We start from the raw sequence: 16,532 nt of genomic DNA, 5'->3' as shown, positions 1-16,532 counted from the left end.
CATGACCGACTCCGCTGCACAGACGCCGGTCGAGGACGTCCGCGAGGCCCTCAAGGACGTGATCGACCCCGAGCTCGGCGTGAACGTCGTGGATCTGGGCCTGCTCTACGGGCTGCACTACGCCGAGGACGGCGCGCTGCTCGTGGACATGACCCTGACCACGGCCGCCTGCCCGCTCACCGACGAGATCGAGGACCAGGTCTCCCGCGCCATCGGCACCTTCGTGGACGAGTGGCGCCTGAACTGGGTCTGGATGCCGCCGTGGGGTCCCGAGCGGATCACCGAGGACGGCAAGGACCAGATGCGGGCCCTGGGCTTCAACATCTGATCCCCCTGGCGACCGACGCCGGCCCGCACCTGTCCGATCAGGTGCGGGCCGGCGTCGTCATGCCGGGGGACCGGTGGGACTCCCGCCCGCACCTGCCGCCCATCCGGACCTTCTGACCGGTATGGGCGCCGGATTCCGGTCCGAAGGTCCGGATGGACGCGCGTGGTGGCGCTGGCCGGGCCGTCGGTGGATAATCGGGGCACAGGCCCCTCACCGGGAGGGGTGCATCCTGGACAGGGGTCCCCGCATGGTCCTGATCGCCCGCTCAGCCCGCCCCGTGGTCGCCCTGGCGACGGCCCTCTCACTCGCCCTGACCGGCTGCGCCGCCGAGGCGGCCGGGCCCGTCGACGGGGACTCCGCCGCCGCGCCGGCGCCGACCTCGACGGGCGCCTCCCCGTCGGCGGAGGAGGCCTTCTGGGCGCGCTACCAGGCCACGATGGTCAGCGAGGTCGACCCGGCGTTGAGCTTCGACGACCTGACGGAGAAGTCGACGGTGATCGTGCGCGGTCTCGTCATGGCGGCGACCGGCGTCCGGGAGGTGGACGGGCGCGTCGTCGCCGCCCCGGCCGACGGTGACCAGACCTCCTCCCTGCTCACCGTGCGGGTGGAGGAGCGGATCACCGGGGAGGCGGGGGACACCGTCCGGGTGTGGGTCGCCGGCCCTGCCCCGACAGCGGAGCCGCCCACCGAGTCGTACCTCTGGTACCTGATGCCCGCGGACACACCGGACGCCCTGTTGACGGTGAGCCGGTCCGGCGTGATCGGGCCCGATGCCGGCGGGACGCTGAGCACGGTGATGGTGCCCGGCGACGGGGAGTTCATCCTGCCGGACGGGGCCGTCACGCTGGCGGACGTGCAGCGCCGGACCGAGGAGATGCTCGGCCGTTGACCGGCGCGGACCCGGCCCGCGGCCGGACGGACGACGGCGCCCGCACCCTCGCGCGAGGGTGCGGGCGCCGTCGTGGTCCGGAGAGCGAGCGGCTCAGATGTCCAGGCTGCGCGCCTGGAAGGTGTTGCACTGGTTGATGTCCGGGTTCTGCCGGGCCGTCTCGTAGCCGCGCATGAACCAGGCCTGGCGCTGCTCGGAGGAGCCGTGTGTGAAGGCCTCCGGGTTGACGCGGCCCCGGTACTGCTCCTGGATGCGGTCGTCGCCCACGGCGCCGGCGGCGTCGATGGCCTGGGCCAGCTGGTCCTGGGTGATGGGCTTGAGGAAGGGCTCACCGGACTCGGGGTCGACGGTCTGGGTGGCCTGCCCGGCCCACATGCCCGCGAGACAGTCGGCCTGCAGCTCGGAGCGCACGATGTTGGACTCCACGCCGGTCTGCCCGTCCTGGGCGTACCGCAGCCAGCCGACCACGTTCTGCACGTGGTGGCCGTACTCGTGGGCCACGATGTACTGCTCGGCCAGCGGGCCGCCCGTGGCGCCGAAGTCGGAGCTCAGGGTGGCGAAGAAGTCCGTGTCGAAGTACATCGACTCGTCGGCGGGGCAGTAGAAGGGGCCGGTGGCGGAGGTGGCCGAGCCGCAGCCGCCGGTGGTCACGTTCCCGGTGAACAGCATCAGGTCCGGCTGGCGCCAGTCGATGGTGTCGAACTGGCCCATGTACTCGCCCCAGAACTCGTCCGCGGACTCGGTGGTGGCGATCACGCGGCAGTCGGTGCTCCGGTTGGCGTCCGCGCCCGTGGAGCACTCCTCGTCCGAGACGGGCTGCGAGCCGCCGCCGGGGGTCTGCTGCTGGTACTGCCCGTACGGGGACCCGGTGTCCGCGCCCGCCCCGCCGATGCCGAGGTCGTCGGCGTACTGGGGGAAGAACACGGCGATGAGCAGAGCCAGCAGACCGCCGCCGCCGCCGATCGCGGCGCCGCGGCCGCCCAGGCCGCCTCCGCCGCCGCGGGCGCGCCCGGCGTTGATCTGCACGTTCTCGTTGAAGCTCATGCGCCCGAGTGTAGACGGACTAGACTGGCCCGGCGCCGCAGTCGGCGCATCCCCCCGTCTCCAGGAGCCCTCCCTTCCCATGCTCACCGTCACCGATCTCGAACTGCGCGTCGGCGCCCGCCTCCTCATGGACGAGGTGAGCTTCCGCGTGGACCGGGGGGACAAGGTGGGCCTGGTGGGCCGCAACGGCGCCGGCAAGACCACCCTCACCAAGGTCCTCGCCGGCCGCACCCAGCCCACCGCCGGCACCGTGACCGCCTCCGGCCGCATCGGGTACCTGCCCCAGGACCCGAAGGTCGACGACATGGAGCAGTCCGGCCGGGACCGGATCCTCTCCGCCCGCGACCTCGACCAGACCATCCGCCGCATGCGCGCCGCGGAGGAGGGCATGGCCTCCGACGACGACGTCCAGCGCCAGAAGGCGATGGACCGGTACTCGCGGCTCGAGGCGGAGTTCGAGGCCCGCGGCGGGTACGCCGCGGAGTCCGAGGCCGCGCGGATCACGTCCAACCTCGGCCTGCCGGACCGCGTGCTGGACCAGCCGCTGCACACTCTCTCCGGCGGTCAGCGCCGCCGCGTGGAGCTCGCTCGCATCCTGTTCTCCGACGCGGACACGATGCTCCTGGACGAGCCCACGAACCACCTGGACCACGACTCGATCGTGTGGCTGCGCGAGTACCTGCGCACCTACTCGGGCGGGCTGCTGATGATCAGCCACGACGTCGAGCTCATGGAGATGACCGTCAACAAGGTCCTCTACCTGGACGCGAACCGCCAGACGATCGACGTCTACAACATGAACTGGAAGAACTACCAGGCGCAGCGCCAGCAGGACGAGGCGCGCCGCCGTCGGGAGTTCGCCAACGCGGAGAAGAAGGCCTCGGCCCTCATGGCGCAGGCCGAGAAGATGCGCGCGAAGGCCACCAAGGCCGTGGCGGCGCAGAACATGATCAAGCGCGCCGAGCGCATGATGCGCGGCGTCGAGGGCGAGCGGGCGCAGGACCGCGTGGCCGCGATCCGGTTCCCCACGCCGCAGGCCTCCGGCAAGACGCCGCTCAGCGCCCAGAACCTGTCCAAGTCCTACGGGTCCCTGGAGATCTTCACCGGCGTGGACCTGGCGATCGACCGCGGCTCGCGCGTGGTGATCCTCGGCTACAACGGCGCGGGCAAGACCACGCTGCTGCGGATGCTCGCCGGCACCGAGATCCCGGACACCGGCGAGGTGATCGCCGGCCACGGCCTCAAGCTGGGCTACTTCGCGCAGGAGCACGACACCCTGGACCAGGACGCGTCCGTCCTGGACAACATGCGCCACGCCGCTCCGCAGCTGGGGGACACGCAGTGCCGCACGCTCCTGGGCAGCTTCCTCTTCCAGGGCGACGACGTCGACAAGCCCGCGCGCGTCCTCTCCGGCGGCGAGAAGACCCGCCTGGCCCTGGCCACGCTCGTGGCCTCGAGCGCCAACGTCCTGCTGCTCGACGAGCCCACCAACAACCTCGACCCGGCCAGCCGCGAGGAGATCCTCAACGCGCTGCGCCAGTACGAGGGCGCCGTGGTCCTCGTGACGCACGACGAGGGCGCCGTCGAGGCCCTCGACCCCGAGCGCGTGGTGCTCCTGCCCGACGGCGACGAGGACCTCTGGAGCGAGGACTACCTGGACCTCATCTCGCTCGCCTGACGCTCAGCCGCGGGGCGCCGTGACGTCCTGCAGGGCGTCCTCGACCTCCTCGTCGGACGGCCGACCCCCGCGTCGACGGCGCTGCTGCTGGGGCCGGGGCGCGCGCCGGGCGGCCAGCATGCCGTCGTCCTCGGCGTCCTCCAGCGCGTCGGCGCGGTCGTTGCGGGCGCGCATCCACGCGGAGTAGCCCCACACGCCGAACCCCATGGCCGCGAAGATGTACCACTGGATCGCGTAGGACAGGTGCGGCCCCTCGTCCAGGGTCGGCTCCACGAGGGCGTTCGGCCGCACCTCGGGCGCCGGGGTCTCCTCCACCATCAGCCCGTAGGCGGTGTCCGCCACGGGCCCGTCCACCAGCCCCGCGATCCGCGCCAGGTCGATCGACGGCACCTGACCCTCCGGGGCGTCCCGGTCGAGGGCGGGCTCGCCGGGCTTGACGCGCACGAGCACCTCGCGCGCCTCCGGGTGCGGGGCGGGGATCGCGTCCGGTCGGCCCGGCTGGGAGCCGATGGGCAGCCAGCCGCGGTCCACGATCACCACAGGGCCCTCCTGGGTGCGGAACGGCACGAGCACCTCGTAGCCGGGTCGGCCGGCGCGGGGCCGGTTGCGCACCACGAGGGTCTGCTCCTCGAGGTACTCGCCGGTCAGGGTCACGGGGGTCCACTCGTCCTCCGTGTCGAAGGCGGTGAACATCGCTGACGCCTGGGAGAAGGGGACGGGGTCGTCGTCGTAGTTCTCCAGGACCCGGTTGACCTGGTGCATGACCTCCACCCGTCGGTCCCACTGCCACTGCGCGAGCCCGTGGCACAGGAGGGCGAAGAGGATGCACACCACGAACCCGAAGATCCAGCCGGGGCTCAGCACGAACCCGAACCGCAGCGGCGGGAGGTCCTCGCCGCGCGCCTCCTCGACGGCGGGCGTGGGGGCGGGGCTCATGCGGTCTCCTCCCGGGGGGTCGGGTCGGTCAGGGCGGTGACGTCCTGCAGGAATCCCCGCGAGGCGAGGAAGTCCTCCAGGTGCGCGCGGTGGGCCTCGCACGCGGTCCACGTCTTGCGCCGGTCCGGGGTGTGGACGCGCGGGTTGTTCCAGTGCAGGGCCCACACCGCGGGGGCGGGGCAGCCGCGGCGCGAGCACACGGGGGAGCCGTCCGCGGCGCGTGCCTCCTCCGAGGGCCGGGACGCCGACGCGGACGGGGCCCCCGGATCGTGGCCGGCGGCCAGGGCGCCCAGCAGGTCCGGGCCGGTCACGCGGCGTCCCTGGCGCGGCCTGCGGGCAGGGCACGACGCGCGGCGGGGTCGTCCTCGTCGACCACCTCGCCCACGAGCACCACGGGCTCGGCGGGCGTGGGGGCGGGCCGGGAGGGCTCGGCCGCCAGCGCGGGCCGGGCCGGCGCGGTGGCGCGGATCTGCCCGCCGGTGCGGGGCCCCGCGTTGTTCACGCGCACCACGGCCACGTAGGGGAGGATCACGGCGCCGGCGATGAACAGCAGCTGCCACCAGCCGTGCGTGAACAGGGCGGCGACGAAGCATGCCGTGCGCACGGCCATCTGCACCACGTACACGCGCATGCGGGCGTCGCGGTCCGCACTGCGTGGGGCGGCGGCGGTGGTCACGCCCTGGACGTCCGGCGTGCGCCGTGCGCCGCGGCCTGCGGGTGTCCCGGGGTCGGCGGTGGTCATGGGAATGCTCCTCACCGGGGTGTCAGGTTCTCTCCGCGGCGTCGAGCCGTGCGTAGAGTGGTGCTGCATCCGCGGGCGCACGGGCGGGATCCGGGAGGATCACCGCTGTCGCCCGTTGACCCTCCAGTCTAGTCCCGAAGAGCGAAGGTGGTCGCCATGGCCGAGCAGTCCGCGTCCGAGTCCCAGGGCCGCAGCGTCCTCGTCACGGGAGGCAACCGCGGCATCGGCCTGGCCATCGCCGAGGCCTTCCTCGCCGCGGGCGACCGGGTGGCCGTGACCTCCCGCTCCGGGGAGGGCGGCCCCGAGGGTGCGCTCACCGTGGCCGCGGACGTCACCGACGCCGCCTCCGTGGACGCCGCGTTCCGCCAGGTCGAGGAGGCCCACGGTCCCGTCGAGGTGCTCGTGGCGAACGCGGGCATCACCAACGACCAGCTGCTGCTGCGGATGTCCGAGGAGGACTTCACCTCCGTGGTGGACACCAACCTCACCGGGTCCTTCCGCGTGGTCCAGCGCGCCACCAAGGGCATGATGCGCCTCAAGCGCGGGCGGATCGTCCTGGTCTCCTCCGTGGTGGGCCTCCTGGGCTCGCCCGGCCAGGTGAACTACGCCGCCTCGAAGTCAGGCCTCGTGGGCATGGCCCGCTCCATCACCCGAGAGCTCGGCGCCCGCGGGGTGACGGCCAACGTGGTGGCGCCCGGGTACATCGACACCGAGATGACCCAGGCCCTGGACGACGACCTCAAGGCCCAGTACAAGAAGTCCATCCCGGCCGGCCGCTTCGCCGAGCCGACGGAGGTGGCCGGCGTCGTGCGCTGGCTCGCCTCGGACGAGGCCGCATACGTCTCCGGGGCCGTGATCCCCGTGGACGGCGGCCTCGGCATGGGCCACTGAGCCCGACGCCCGCCCCCGGCTCCGCGCCCCGTTCACCCCCAGACCCCGCCCAGGAGGCACCCATGACCGAGAACACCACCCAGGACCTCGCCGGCAAGGGCGTCGTCGTCACGGGCTCCTCCCGCGGCATCGGCGCGGAGACCGCCGCGCTGCTGGCCGCCCGGGGTGCCGGCGTCGTCGTGAACTACCGGCAGAAGGCTCCGCGTGCGAACAGGGTGGTCCAGGGCATCGAGGCCGCCGGTGGCCGTGCCGTGGCCGTGGGCGGGGACGTGACGAGGGCGGAGGACCGCGCCGCGCTGCTCGACGCCGCGGTGGAGCACTTCGGCTCGCTGGACGTGCTCGTGCTCAACGCGTCCGGCGGCATGGAGTCGCAGTTCGGCGAGGACTACGCCATGACCCTCAACCGGGACGCCCAGGCCGCGCTGGCCGACGCGGCGCTCGAGCGGATGTCCGCGGGCGGCCAGATCGTGTTCGTCACGTCCCATCAGGCGCACTTCATCGACGAGGTGGAGACCATGGACGCCTATGAGCCCGTGGCCCGCTCCAAGCGCGCCGGCGAGGACGCTCTGCGCGAGCGCATCCCCGCGTTCACCGAGAAGGGCGTGGGCTTCGCGGTGGTGTCCGGCGACATGATCGAGGGCACCATCACGGCCACGCTGCTCAACCGCGCCGAGCCGGGGGCCATCGAGGCCCGCCGCGAGGCCGTCGGGAGGCTCTACTCGGTGGAGGAGTTCGCGGCGGAGGTGGCCTCGATCGTCGGCCGCACCGACCTCGAGGTCGGTCACACCGAGCTGGTCGGCGGCGCGCAGGACTTCCTGGCCCGCCAGCAGCAGGGCTGAGCGCGCGGGTCAGAGCCCCAGCAGCCAGCGCACGGGGGTCAGGGAGGGGACGTCCAGCTGGACGTCCGCGTGCTCCCGCAGCGCCGGCTTGGCGCACACGGCGATGCCGCAGCCGGCCGCGGCCAGCAGGTCGATGTCGTTGGCGCCGTCGCCCAGGGCCACGGTCAGCTCCGCCGCCGTCCCGGCCTCCTCTGCCCAGTGCCGCAGCATCCGCGCCTTCGCGGCGCGGTCCACCACGTGGCCGAGGATGCGCCCGGTGAGGCGCCCGTCGATCACCTCGAGCGTGTTGGCCGCCGAGGCGTGCAGGCCCCACCGCTCGGCCAGCGGCTCGAGCACCTGCGTGAAGCCGCCGGAGACGGCGCACACGCGCCCGCCCGCGGCGGCCACGGCCGCCACGAGCTCCACGGCCCCGTCGGTCGGCTCCACCCGCGCGACGACGTCGTCCACCACCGACGCCGGCAGGCCCGCCAGGGTCTCGACGCGCGCGTGGAGGGACTGGGCGAAGTCGAGCTCGCCGCGCATGGCCCGCTCGGTGACGGCGGCGACCTCCGCCTCCCGTCCGGCGTGGGCGGCCAGGAGCTCGATGACCTCCTGACGGATGAGCGTCGAGTCCACGTCCGTGACCACGAGGGGCCGCTCGGCGTCGGCGAGCTCACCGGGCAGGACGGCTGCGGCCCAGCCCGCCGGCGCGGGCGCCTCCTCCGACCCCCGCCAGCGCCAGCCCTGGAGCACGGTGCCGTCCGGGCCCTCGGCGTGCAGGGCCTCGGCCCCGGCGGGGACCCCGGCGGGACGGTCCGCCCGCGGCGCGGCGGCGTCGGCGGGGGAGAGGGCGCGGTGGATCAGGTGGCGAAGCCGGCTCATGCCCCGATCGTAGGGGCGGGGCGGAGCAGGTGCGGGCACATGGCGCGGGTGCACGCGCCACGGCCCCGCACTAGGCTGGCCGCCATGACCGCGCCCCACGATGCCGCCCGCCCCTCGCCCGCCGCGTTCGAGGAGCCCTTCACGCCCGACGAGGACGCGGTCCTGCAGCTGCACGGCGTGACCGTGCGCCGCGGCGCGAAGGACATCCTGGCCGGGGTCGACTGGACCGTGCGCGCGGGGGAGCGGTGGATCGTGATGGGCCCGAACGGGGCCGGCAAGTCCACCCTCCTGCAGATCGCGGCGTCGCGGATGTTCCCGACCTCGGGTGAGGTGGGCATCCTCGACGAGGTGCTCGGGGCCGTCGACGTGTTCGAGCTGCGCCCGCGCATCGGCCTGTCCTCCGCGCTGCTGGCGAACCAGGTGCGCGAGGAGGAGACCGTGCAGGACGCGGTGATCACCGCCTCCTACGGCATGACCGGCCGATGGCGCGAGGAGTACGAGCTGGAGGACCGCGCCCGCGCGCTCGGCCTCGTCTCCGAGTGGGGCCTCGCCCGCCTGGCGCACCGCCGGTTCGGGACGCTGTCCGAGGGGGAGCGCAAGCGCGTGCTGATCGCCCGGGCCCTCATGACGGACCCGGAGCTCCTGCTCCTGGACGAGCCCGCCGCCGGGCTGGACCTGGCCGGGCGCGAGGCCCTCGTGGCGCAGCTGACCGCCCTGGCCGAGGACGAGGCCGCCCCCGCCACCGTGCTGGTCACGCACCACGTGGAGGAGGTGCCGCCGGGCTTCACCCACGCCCTGCTCCTGAGCGAGGGCGCCGCGGTGGCCGCCGGCCCGCTCGAGGAGACCCTCACCTCCGAGCGGCTCTCCGAGGCCTTCGGGACGGCGCTGAAGGTGACCCGCGCCGACGGGCGCTACACCGCCGTCGCGGCGTGAACGAGCTGCTGACGGTTCAGGTCCTCGGCATGGACCTGTGGCAGGTCCTGCTGGTGCTGGCCGCCGGGTTCTGGGCGGGGACGATCAACTCGATCATCGGCTCGGGCACCCTGGTGACGTTCCCGACGCTCGTGGCCGTGGGCTTCCCGCCGGTCACCGCGCAGGTGTCCAACGCGATGGGCCTGGTGGCCTCCGGGTCTTCCGGCACGTACGGCTACCGCCGGGAGCTCGGCGAGTCCCGCGCGCTGCTGCCGCGGCTGACGCTGGCGTCCTTCCTGGGTGCGGTGATCGGCGCGACCCTGCTGACCTTCCTGCCGCCTGAAGTGTTCGGCTACGCGGCGCCCGTGCTGCTGGTGCTGGCCCTGACCATCGTGGTGCTGCAGCCGCGCATCCAGGCGTGGGTGCGGCGTCGCTCGGCCGACGGCGGTGAGGTCCCCGGCGCCGACTCGCCCGTGCCCGTGGGGCCGGCGTCGCCGGGGCTGTGGATCCTCGTGTTCCTCACCGGCATCTACGGCGGGTACTTCGTGGCCGCCCAGGGCGTCATGCTCATGGCGATCTTCGGCGTCATGCTCGTGGGCGGCACGCTCGTGCACGCGAACGCCGTGAAGACGTGGCTGTCCCTCGTGGTGAACCTCACCGCGGCCGCCTTCTACCTGCTCTTCGCGTTCGACCGGATCGACTGGCGCGCGGTGGCGCTGATCGCCGTGTCCTCCCTGGTGGGCGGCTCGGTGGGCGCGCGGATCGGCCGGCGGATCTCGCCGGTGGCGCTGCGCGTGACCATCGTCGTCGTCGGTCTGGCCGGACTGGCGGTGATGATCGCCCGGCAGGTCGGCGCGTGAGCGGGATCGGGTCAGGCGCGGCCGAGGATCCCGCCCCGTTCCCCGGGGAGGTGCGGCTGCGCACGACGGCGGACCTCGCCGACCCCCGCCTGGCGCCCTACACCACGCTCACCGATGCGGCCCTGCGCCGGGACGCGGACGCCGCCCACGGGGTGTTCCTGGCCGAGTCCTCGCCCGTGGTGCGCCGCGCCCTCGACGCCGGGCACACCCCGCGCTCGTTCCTGCTGGGGGACCGCTACCGGGAGACGTTCGCGGACGTGATCGCCGCCCACCCGGGCGTGCCGGTGTTCACCGGTCCGGACCAGGTCCTCACGGCCCTGACCGGGTTCCACCTGCACCGCGGCGCCCTCGCCGCGATGGACCGCCCCGCCCCGCGGTCCGTGACGGACGTCCTCGCGGGGGCACGGCGCGTGCTGATCGCCGAGGACCTCGTGGACCACACCAACCTCGGCGCGGTGGTGCGCTCCGCCGTCGCGCTCGGCTGGGACGCCCTGCTGCTGACCCCGCGCGCCGCGGACCCGCTGTACCGGCGGGCGATCCGCGTGTCGATGGGCACCGTGTTCCGCCTGTCCTGGGCGCGCACCGACGGGCCGCTCGAGGACGTGCTCCGGTCCCTGCGGGCGGCCGGGTTCGCCACCGCCGCCCTCGAGGTCACGGACCGCGCCCTCGGGCTGGACGCCCCCGGGCTCGAGCCGATCCGCACCGCGGACCGGCTCGCTCTCGTGCTGGGCCAGGAGGGTCCGGGCGTGCGTCCGGAGACGCTGGCCGCCGTCGACGCCCACGTGGTGATCCCCATGCCGGAGGGCGTGGACTCGCTCAACGTGGCGGCCGCCGCGGCCGTGGCCCTGTGGGAGCTGCGGGCCCGCCGCGCCGATCGGTGACGGGCAGGGCCCATGCGGTAGAGTGGGCCGCTGGCCCGCCCGACGGCGGCGCCTCCCAGACCACCTCTCGCGCCCCTGGTCCCAATCAGGCGGCTGGAACGAAGGACACACCATGAAGACCGAGATCCACCCGGACTACCGCTACGTCATCTTCAACGACCTCGCCTCCGGTGAGAAGATCCTCACCCGCACCACCGCGAACTCGGACAAGACCGCGCAGTGGGAGGACGGCAACGAGTACCCGATCATCGACGTCGAGATCTCGGCCGCGTCGCACCCGTTCTACACGGGCAAGCAGCGCATCATGGACACCGCCGGCCGCGTCGAGCGCTTCAACGCCCGCTTCAAGGGCTTCGGCGGCAAGAAGTGATCTGAGGCGGCCTGAGCCGCTCGTCCGATCCACACGAGGGGTCCGGCACCCGGGAGCACCGGGGCCGGGCCCCTCGTCGCGTCCGCGTCTAGGGTGGACGGCATGAGCACACACCACGGCGAGTACAAGGTGGTCGGCGGCAAGCTGGTGGCCGCGGACCTGACCGTCGATGACGGCCGGATCGCCTCCGCCAGCATCAACGGCGACTTCTTCCTCGAGCCGGACGAGGCCCTCGAGGACCTCAACGCGGCGGTGACGGGACTGTCCGCCGACGCCGAGCACCGGGCGATCCGCGACGCCGTCGCGCAGGGCCTGCGGCCCGAGGCCGAGCTGTTCGGCGTGGACGCGTCCGCGATCGCCTCCGCCGTGCGCCGCGCGCTGGGGAAGGCGACGACGTGGGAGGACCACGCGTGGGAGATCCTCCCGCCGCAGCCGCTGCCCATCACGTTGACCGTGGCCCTCGACGAGGTGCTGACCCGGCAGGTGGCCGAGGGCCGACGGAACCCCACGATGCGGCTGTGGCAGTGGACGGAGCCCGCCGTGGTCATCGGGGCGTTCCAGTCCCTCGCGAACGAGGTGGACTCGGAGGGCGTGCGGCGGCACGGGATCACCGTGGTGCGCCGGATCTCCGGCGGCGGGGCCATGTTCATGGAGGCGGACAACTGCGTCACGTACTCCCTGCACGCGCCCGCGTCCCTCGTGGACGGCCTCGAGACCGCCGAGACCTACCCGTTCCTCGACGAATGGGTGATGGACGCGCTCTCCCGGATGGGTGTGCAGGCGTTCTACCAGCCGCTCAACGACATCGCCACGCCCGAGGGGAAGATCGGCGGTGCCGCGCAGAAGCGCGTGGGTGCGCACGGACTGTTGCACCACGTGACCATGAGCTACGACATCGACGCGGACAGGATGCTCGAGGTCCTGCGGATCGGCAGGGAGAAGCTCAAGGGCAAGGGCGTGGCCTCCGCGAAGAAGCGCGTGGACCCGCTGCGCCGCCAGACCGGCCTGACCCGCCCCGAGATCTGGGACACCATGACGGCGGTCTTCGAGGAGCGCTACGGCGCGCGCCGCGTGGAGCTGGACGAGGCCACCCTCGAGGAGGCCCGGGAGCTGGCGCGCACCAAGTTCGGCACCCAGGAGTGGCTGCGGCGGGTGCCGTGAGCCGGGCGGGGCCTTCACCGGGGGAGCCGCCGACGGCGCTGTGGGGGCGGTTTCTGGCGCCGTGAGGCCCTGACGGCACCAGGAAGCGCCCCCGAAGGTCAGGAGGAGGAGGCTGCGGGCTGGGCCGCCTGCACGCGCAGGGAGCGGCGCAGCTGGTCCGTCTCCTCCACCACGAGCCGGCGCAGCGCGCGCGGCGCCGCGGGGTGGCCGTCCAACCAGGCCTGTGCCCGGGCGAGCACGGGGTGGGCCTCCTGGGCGGCGGCGTCGCCGTCGAGGGCGTCCTGCCGGCCGGGGAACAGACCGCTGATCGTGCGCGAGGCCAGGCCGTTGGACCGGGAGGCCCACACCGGCTCCAGCTCGGGCCAGAAGCGCCGCTCGAAGCCGGCGGTCAGGGCCGCGGGCCCCGTGGCGAAGCCGGCGGCGGTGGCGGAGAGCAGGTCGTTGGACAGCACCCGTCCCTCCACGGTCCGTCCGGCCATGACCTCGTCCCACGCGTGCACCTTCACATCCGCCTCCGGCCGGGCCGCGAGCGCCAGCCGGTGCCACGTGACGGTCTGGGCGGTGCGCTCGGCGGCGAGGGCCTGGTCCAGGCGGTCGGCGTCGGCGTGCCCGGCGGCGGCGAGGGCCTGGAGGACGAGCCACCGCAGCTCGGCGTCGGCGGCGAGGCCGGGGGCGGTGGCCTCGCCGCCGAGGAGGACCTCCTCCACGCGCAGGGCCTGGGCGGCGTCCTGTCGGGCGAGGACGGCCCAGGTGCGGGCGGCGGTGCGCTGGCGGTCGGAGCCGGGGGGCAGGGTGCGGACCTGCTCCTCGAGGGCGGCGCCGAGGCGGGTGCGCAGGGCCGCGCGGTCCTGGGCCCGGGCGTAGAGCCCGACGGCGGCGCCCGCCTGGGCGAGGACCTGCGTGTGCACGCCGACGGTCTCGATCCCGGCGGAGAGCCCGGTGACGGCCTCGAGGAAGCGGATCACGGGCAGGCGGCCGTCGCGGACCATGGACCACAGGGCGGCCCACACGGTGGCCTCGGCGAGGGGGTCGGCGATCGGGTGGGCCAGGACGGCGTCCACGGACGCGGCGTCCAGGTCGAGGGCCGCGTAGGTGAGGTCGTCGTCGTTGGGCAGCACGAGTCGGGGGCCGTCGGCGGGCACCTCGAGGCCCGGCAGGGGGGTGCGGGCGCCGCCGTCGCCGTCGGCCACGTCCACGGCCACCTGCCCGGTGCGCTCGAGCGTGCCGTCCGCCCCGGGCGTGTAGACGCCCACCCGCACGGCGTGGGGGCGGAGCACGGTCTCGCCGGTGGTGGGGTCGACGCCGCTCTGCACGAGGGCGGGGACGTCGCCGTCGAGGTCCACGCGCAGCACGGGCACGCCGGCGGTGTGCAGCCAGGCCTGCGCCCAGGAGCCCATGTCCCGGCCCGAGGCCTCGCCGAGCACGGCCAGGAAGTCGGCGAGCTCGGCGTTGCCCCACGCGTGGCGCTCGAAGTAGAGGCGGGAGGCTGCCAGGAACGCGTCCCGCCCGGCGTAGGCCATGAGCTGCTTGAGCACGGAGGCGCCCTTGGCGTAGGTGATGCCGTCGAAGTTCTGGCGGGCGGCCTCGAGGTCCGGGATGTCCGCGACGATCGGGTGCGTGGTGGGCAGCGCGTCCTGGACGTAGGCCCAGGCCTTGCGGCGGGAGGCGAAGCTGACCCAGCTCGAATCGAAGTCGGTGGCCTCGTCCACGGCCAGGGTGCCCATCAGGTCTGCGAAGGACTCCTTGAGCCACAGGTCGTCCCACCAGCGCATGGTGACCAGGTCGCCGAACCACATGTGCGCCATCTCGTGCAGCACGGTGTTGGCCCGGCCCTCTCGCTGGGCCTCGGTGGCGTGGGACGTGAAGACGTAGTCCTCGGTGAACGTCACCAGGCCCGGGTTCTCCATGGCCCCGAGGTTGTACTCGGGCACGAACACCTGGTCGTACTTGCCCCAGGGGTAGGCCACGCCGAACAGGTCGTGGAACAGGTCCAGGCCGGAGCGGGTGAGGGCGAACAGGGCTTCGGCGTCCAGGTGCTCCGCCAGCGTCCGCCGGCACAGCAGGCGCAGCGGGACGGCGGGCGCGCCCGTGGCGGTGTGCCCGTCCCACACGTCCTCCCACACGGCGTACGGGCCGGCGAGCAGGCCGGTGATGTACCCGGACTGGGGAAGGGTGGGCTCGAAGTCCACCCTCACGAGGCCTTCCCCGGCGGGCGTGCGGGACGCCTCCGGGCGGTTGGAGGCGAGGATCCACTCCTCCGGGCCGGTGAGGGAGAACGTGAACGCGGTCTTCAGGTCCGGCTGCTCGAGGGTGGGGAACACCCGCCGCGCGTCGGCCGGCTCGTACTGCGTGTAGAGGTAGACCTCGCCGTCGGCCGGGTCCACGAAGCGGTGCAGGCCCTCGCCGGAGCGGGAGTACAGCGCCCGGCCCTCGATCCGCACCTCGTGCGCGCCCGGGGACAGGTCCGGCACCAGGATCCGCGCGCGGCCGGCGACGGCGGACGCGTCGAGGGCCCGTCCGTCCACGGCCACGGTCGTGACGGCGTCGTTGAGGAAGTCCACGCGCAGGTCGGTGCCGTCGGTGAGGACCTCGACGTGGAGGACGGCGCTCACGGGGAATGTGCGGGCGTCCTCGTCTCGGACGTCGGAGAGGTCCACGTGGACGGACTCGGCGGTCAGCCGGACGGCGGCAGCGCGGGAGCGGGCGTCCTCGCGGGTGAGCGCGGCGTCGTCGAGCGTCCCGGGGGTGGCGGGCGCGGACGACGGTGGAGTGTGCGGGGTGTCGGACATGACGACCATCACATCACACCGGCCCCGCCCTCGGGTCGGGGACGGGGCCGGGCGCACTCCGGGGCGTGGGAGGGCTCAGCGCCCGTCCGGCACCTTCTGGCCCTTGGACAGGACCGTCAGGCCGGAGTCCGTGACGGTGTAGCCGTTGGCCTCGTCCTCGGCGCGGTCGAACCCGATCCGCGCTCCGGGGGGCACCACGACGTTCTTGTCCAGGATCGCGTTGCGCACGTGGGCGCCCTCGCCGATGACGACGGAGTCCAGCAGCACGGACTGCTCCACCCACGCCTCGTTGTGGACGCGCACGTCCGTGGAGAGCACGGACTGGGCCACGGTGCCACCGGAGATGACCACGCCCTGGGACAGGATCGAGTCGCCGGCCGTGCCGGGGCGGCGCGAGGCCGAGCGGACGAGCTTGGCGGGCGGGGACACGGACTGGCGGGTGTACAGCGGCCACTCACGGTTGTAGAGGTTGAACTCCGGCCACGGCTGCACGAGGTCCATGTGCGCGTCGTAGTAGGAGTCGAGCGTGCCGACGTCGCGCCAGTAGTGCTTGCCGGGCGTCCCGCCCGGGACCTCGTTGGTGGTGAAGTCGTACACGCCGGCCTCCCCGCGGGCGACGAAGTACGGGACGATGTCCCCGCCCATGTCGTTGTTCGACTCCGGGTTGGCGTCGTCCTGGTTGAGCGCCTCCACCAGCGCGTCCGTGTCGAAGACGTAGTTGCCCATGGACGCCAGGAACCGGTCCGGGTCGTCCGGCAGGCCCGCAGTGGACGCCGGCTTTTCCACGAACGCCTTGATGCGCCCCGGGTCCGACGGCTCGGTCTCGATCACGCCGAACTGGTCGGCGAGCTCCAGCGGCTGGCGCACCGCGGCCACCGTGGCCTTGGCCCCGGAGGCGACGTGCTGGTCCACCATCTGCTGGAAGTCCATGTGGTAGACGTGGTCCGCGCCGATCACCACCACGATGTCCGGCCGGGCGTCCGAGATGAGGTTCATGGACTGGAAGATGGCGTTCGCGCTGCCCGTGAACCAGTCCTTGCCGCGGCGCTGCTGGGCGGGGACGGTGGCGACGTAGTTGTTCAGCATCGTGGACATCCGCCACGTCTCGGAGATGTGCCGGTCGAGCGAGTGCGACTTGTACTGCGTGAGCACCACGATCTCGCGGTACCGGGAGTTGACCAGGTTCGAGAGGGCGAAGTCGATGAGCCGGTAGTCGCCGCCGAACGGGACGGCGGGCTTGGCGCGGTCCGCGGTGAGCGGCATGAGGCGCTTGCCCTCACCTCCCGCGAGCACCACCGAGAGGACCTTCTTCTGCATCATCGTGGGACCACTTCCTCGTGACTGGGCGTCG

17 protein-coding genes are annotated in these 16,532 nt (G+C 73.5%); 10 read left to right on the top strand and 7 right to left on the bottom strand.

Features of this window, described 5'->3' with window-relative positions; translation table 11 throughout:
• Position 1: 1 nt before the first annotated feature.
• Positions 2 to 328, top strand: coding sequence for a metal-sulfur cluster assembly factor (locus BJ976_RS05225; protein WP_135027541.1), 327 nt, complete (start codon positions 2 to 4; stop codon positions 326 to 328).
• A gap of 247 nt (positions 329 to 575) precedes the next feature.
• The gene (locus BJ976_RS05220; protein ID WP_135027538.1) at positions 576 to 1,217 is read left to right on the top strand and encodes a hypothetical protein; all 642 of its coding nucleotides are present in this window, start codon (positions 576 to 578) and stop codon (positions 1,215 to 1,217) included.
• Positions 1,218 to 1,310: 93 nt separating this feature from the next.
• On the opposite strand, the gene ypfJ is transcribed toward BJ976_RS05220, so the two are convergent.
• The gene (gene ypfJ / locus BJ976_RS05215; protein ID WP_135027534.1) at positions 1,311 to 2,261 is read right to left on the bottom strand and encodes a KPN_02809 family neutral zinc metallopeptidase; all 951 of its coding nucleotides are present in this window, start codon (positions 2,259 to 2,261) and stop codon (positions 1,311 to 1,313) included.
• A 79-nt stretch (positions 2,262 to 2,340) separates the two neighbouring features.
• Between ypfJ and BJ976_RS05210 the strand changes: the two genes are divergently transcribed.
• Positions 2,341 to 3,939, top strand: a complete 1,599-nt coding sequence (locus BJ976_RS05210) for an ABC-F family ATP-binding cassette domain-containing protein (RefSeq protein ID WP_135027531.1) — start codon at positions 2,341 to 2,343, stop codon at positions 3,937 to 3,939.
• Positions 3,940 to 3,942: 3 nt separating this feature from the next.
• On the opposite strand, the gene BJ976_RS05205 is transcribed toward BJ976_RS05210, so the two are convergent.
• From BJ976_RS05205 to BJ976_RS05195, 3 genes are read right to left on the bottom strand one after another with little or no spacing between them, the layout of a single operon-like run.
• Positions 3,943 to 4,875 carry an SURF1 family cytochrome oxidase biogenesis protein gene (locus tag BJ976_RS05205; protein ID WP_135027527.1) on the bottom strand — a complete coding sequence of 311 codons (933 nt, stop codon included), beginning with the start codon at positions 4,873 to 4,875 and terminating at the stop codon, positions 3,943 to 3,945.
• On the bottom strand, positions 4,872 to 5,186 hold the full coding sequence (locus BJ976_RS05200; RefSeq protein WP_229667049.1) for a hypothetical protein: 315 nt from the start codon (positions 5,184 to 5,186) through the stop codon (positions 4,872 to 4,874). Before BJ976_RS05200 ends, BJ976_RS05205 begins: the two co-directional genes overlap by 4 nt.
• Positions 5,183 to 5,617: a DUF3099 domain-containing protein gene (locus BJ976_RS05195; RefSeq protein WP_135027524.1), complete on the bottom strand. Its 435-nt coding sequence runs from the start codon at positions 5,615 to 5,617 to the stop codon at positions 5,183 to 5,185. The genes BJ976_RS05200 and BJ976_RS05195 overlap by 4 nt, the downstream gene beginning before the upstream one ends.
• Positions 5,618 to 5,773: 156 nt before the next feature.
• On the opposite strand from BJ976_RS05195, the gene fabG reads away from it, so the two are divergent.
• Positions 5,774 to 6,508, top strand: a complete 735-nt coding sequence (fabG, locus tag BJ976_RS05190) for a 3-oxoacyl-ACP reductase FabG (protein ID WP_135027521.1) — start codon at positions 5,774 to 5,776, stop codon at positions 6,506 to 6,508.
• Positions 6,509 to 6,570: 62 nt separating this feature from the next.
• Positions 6,571 to 7,347 carry an SDR family oxidoreductase gene (locus BJ976_RS05185; protein WP_135027518.1) on the top strand — a complete coding sequence of 259 codons (777 nt, stop codon included), beginning with the start codon at positions 6,571 to 6,573 and terminating at the stop codon, positions 7,345 to 7,347.
• A 9-nt stretch (positions 7,348 to 7,356) separates the two neighbouring features.
• Here the strand turns inward: BJ976_RS05185 and serB are convergent, their stop codons facing one another.
• The gene (gene serB / locus BJ976_RS05180) at positions 7,357 to 8,208 is read right to left on the bottom strand and encodes a phosphoserine phosphatase SerB (protein ID WP_135027515.1); all 852 of its coding nucleotides are present in this window, start codon (positions 8,206 to 8,208) and stop codon (positions 7,357 to 7,359) included.
• An 84-nt stretch (positions 8,209 to 8,292) separates the two neighbouring features.
• Between serB and BJ976_RS05175 the strand changes: the two genes are divergently transcribed.
• The 5 genes from BJ976_RS05175 (at position 8,293) to lplB (ending at position 12,392) form a co-directional block, all read left to right on the top strand.
• Positions 8,293 to 9,141, top strand: a complete 849-nt coding sequence (locus BJ976_RS05175; protein ID WP_135027512.1) for an ABC transporter ATP-binding protein — start codon at positions 8,293 to 8,295, stop codon at positions 9,139 to 9,141.
• The gene (locus tag BJ976_RS05170) at positions 9,138 to 9,980 is read left to right on the top strand and encodes a sulfite exporter TauE/SafE family protein (RefSeq protein ID WP_135027509.1); all 843 of its coding nucleotides are present in this window, start codon (positions 9,138 to 9,140) and stop codon (positions 9,978 to 9,980) included. Before BJ976_RS05175 ends, BJ976_RS05170 begins: the two co-directional genes overlap by 4 nt.
• Positions 9,981 to 10,030: 50 nt before the next feature.
• Positions 10,031 to 10,861, top strand: coding sequence for a TrmH family RNA methyltransferase (locus BJ976_RS05165; RefSeq protein WP_135028474.1), 831 nt, complete (start codon positions 10,031 to 10,033; stop codon positions 10,859 to 10,861).
• A gap of 112 nt (positions 10,862 to 10,973) precedes the next feature.
• Complete coding sequence (locus BJ976_RS05160; protein ID WP_135027505.1) at positions 10,974 to 11,231, top strand: type B 50S ribosomal protein L31; 258 nt, start codon at positions 10,974 to 10,976, stop codon at positions 11,229 to 11,231.
• A gap of 102 nt (positions 11,232 to 11,333) precedes the next feature.
• A complete protein-coding gene (gene lplB, locus BJ976_RS05155) occupies positions 11,334 to 12,392 on the top strand; it encodes a lipoate-protein ligase small subunit (protein ID WP_135027502.1) in 1,059 nt (352 codons plus the stop codon).
• A 98-nt stretch (positions 12,393 to 12,490) separates the two neighbouring features.
• On the opposite strand, the gene pepN is transcribed toward lplB, so the two are convergent.
• Positions 12,491 to 15,181 carry an aminopeptidase N gene (gene pepN, locus BJ976_RS05150; RefSeq protein WP_135027499.1) on the bottom strand — a complete coding sequence of 897 codons (2,691 nt, stop codon included), beginning with the start codon at positions 15,179 to 15,181 and terminating at the stop codon, positions 12,491 to 12,493.
• A gap of 75 nt (positions 15,182 to 15,256) precedes the next feature.
• Entirely contained in the window at positions 15,257 to 16,501 is a 1,245-nt protein-coding gene (gene glgC / locus BJ976_RS05145) for a glucose-1-phosphate adenylyltransferase (protein ID WP_135027496.1), read from the bottom strand.
• Positions 16,502 to 16,532: the final 31 nt, after the last annotated feature.

The sequence above is a fragment of the Micrococcus flavus genome (assembly GCF_014204815.1).
Classification (GTDB): Bacteria; Actinomycetota; Actinomycetes; order Actinomycetales; family Micrococcaceae; genus Micrococcus; species Micrococcus flavus.
Note: the sequence above shows the minus strand (reverse complement) of the source record. Positions and strands in the feature narration are given on the sequence as shown.

Coding starts and splice junctions, on each gene's coding strand:
- BJ976_RS05225 (WP_135027541.1), top strand. CDS start 2: ATGACCGACTCCGCTGCACAGACGCCGGTCGAGGACGTCCGCGAGGCC.
- BJ976_RS05220 (WP_135027538.1), top strand. CDS start 576: ATGGTCCTGATCGCCCGCTCAGCCCGCCCCGTGGTCGCCCTGGCGACG.
- ypfJ (WP_135027534.1), bottom strand. CDS start 2,261: ATGAGCTTCAACGAGAACGTGCAGATCAACGCCGGGCGCGCCCGCGGC.
- BJ976_RS05210 (WP_135027531.1), top strand. CDS start 2,341: ATGCTCACCGTCACCGATCTCGAACTGCGCGTCGGCGCCCGCCTCCTC.
- BJ976_RS05205 (WP_135027527.1), bottom strand. CDS start 4,875: ATGAGCCCCGCCCCCACGCCCGCCGTCGAGGAGGCGCGCGGCGAGGAC.
- BJ976_RS05195 (WP_135027524.1), bottom strand. CDS start 5,617: ATGACCACCGCCGACCCCGGGACACCCGCAGGCCGCGGCGCACGGCGC.
- fabG (WP_135027521.1), top strand. CDS start 5,774: ATGGCCGAGCAGTCCGCGTCCGAGTCCCAGGGCCGCAGCGTCCTCGTC.
- BJ976_RS05185 (WP_135027518.1), top strand. CDS start 6,571: ATGACCGAGAACACCACCCAGGACCTCGCCGGCAAGGGCGTCGTCGTC.
- serB (WP_135027515.1), bottom strand. CDS start 8,208: ATGAGCCGGCTTCGCCACCTGATCCACCGCGCCCTCTCCCCCGCCGAC.
- BJ976_RS05175 (WP_135027512.1), top strand. CDS start 8,293: ATGACCGCGCCCCACGATGCCGCCCGCCCCTCGCCCGCCGCGTTCGAG.
- BJ976_RS05160 (WP_135027505.1), top strand. CDS start 10,974: ATGAAGACCGAGATCCACCCGGACTACCGCTACGTCATCTTCAACGAC.
- lplB (WP_135027502.1), top strand. CDS start 11,334: ATGAGCACACACCACGGCGAGTACAAGGTGGTCGGCGGCAAGCTGGTG.
- pepN (WP_135027499.1), bottom strand. CDS start 15,181: ATGTCCGACACCCCGCACACTCCACCGTCGTCCGCGCCCGCCACCCCC.
- glgC (WP_135027496.1), bottom strand. CDS start 16,501: ATGATGCAGAAGAAGGTCCTCTCGGTGGTGCTCGCGGGAGGTGAGGGC.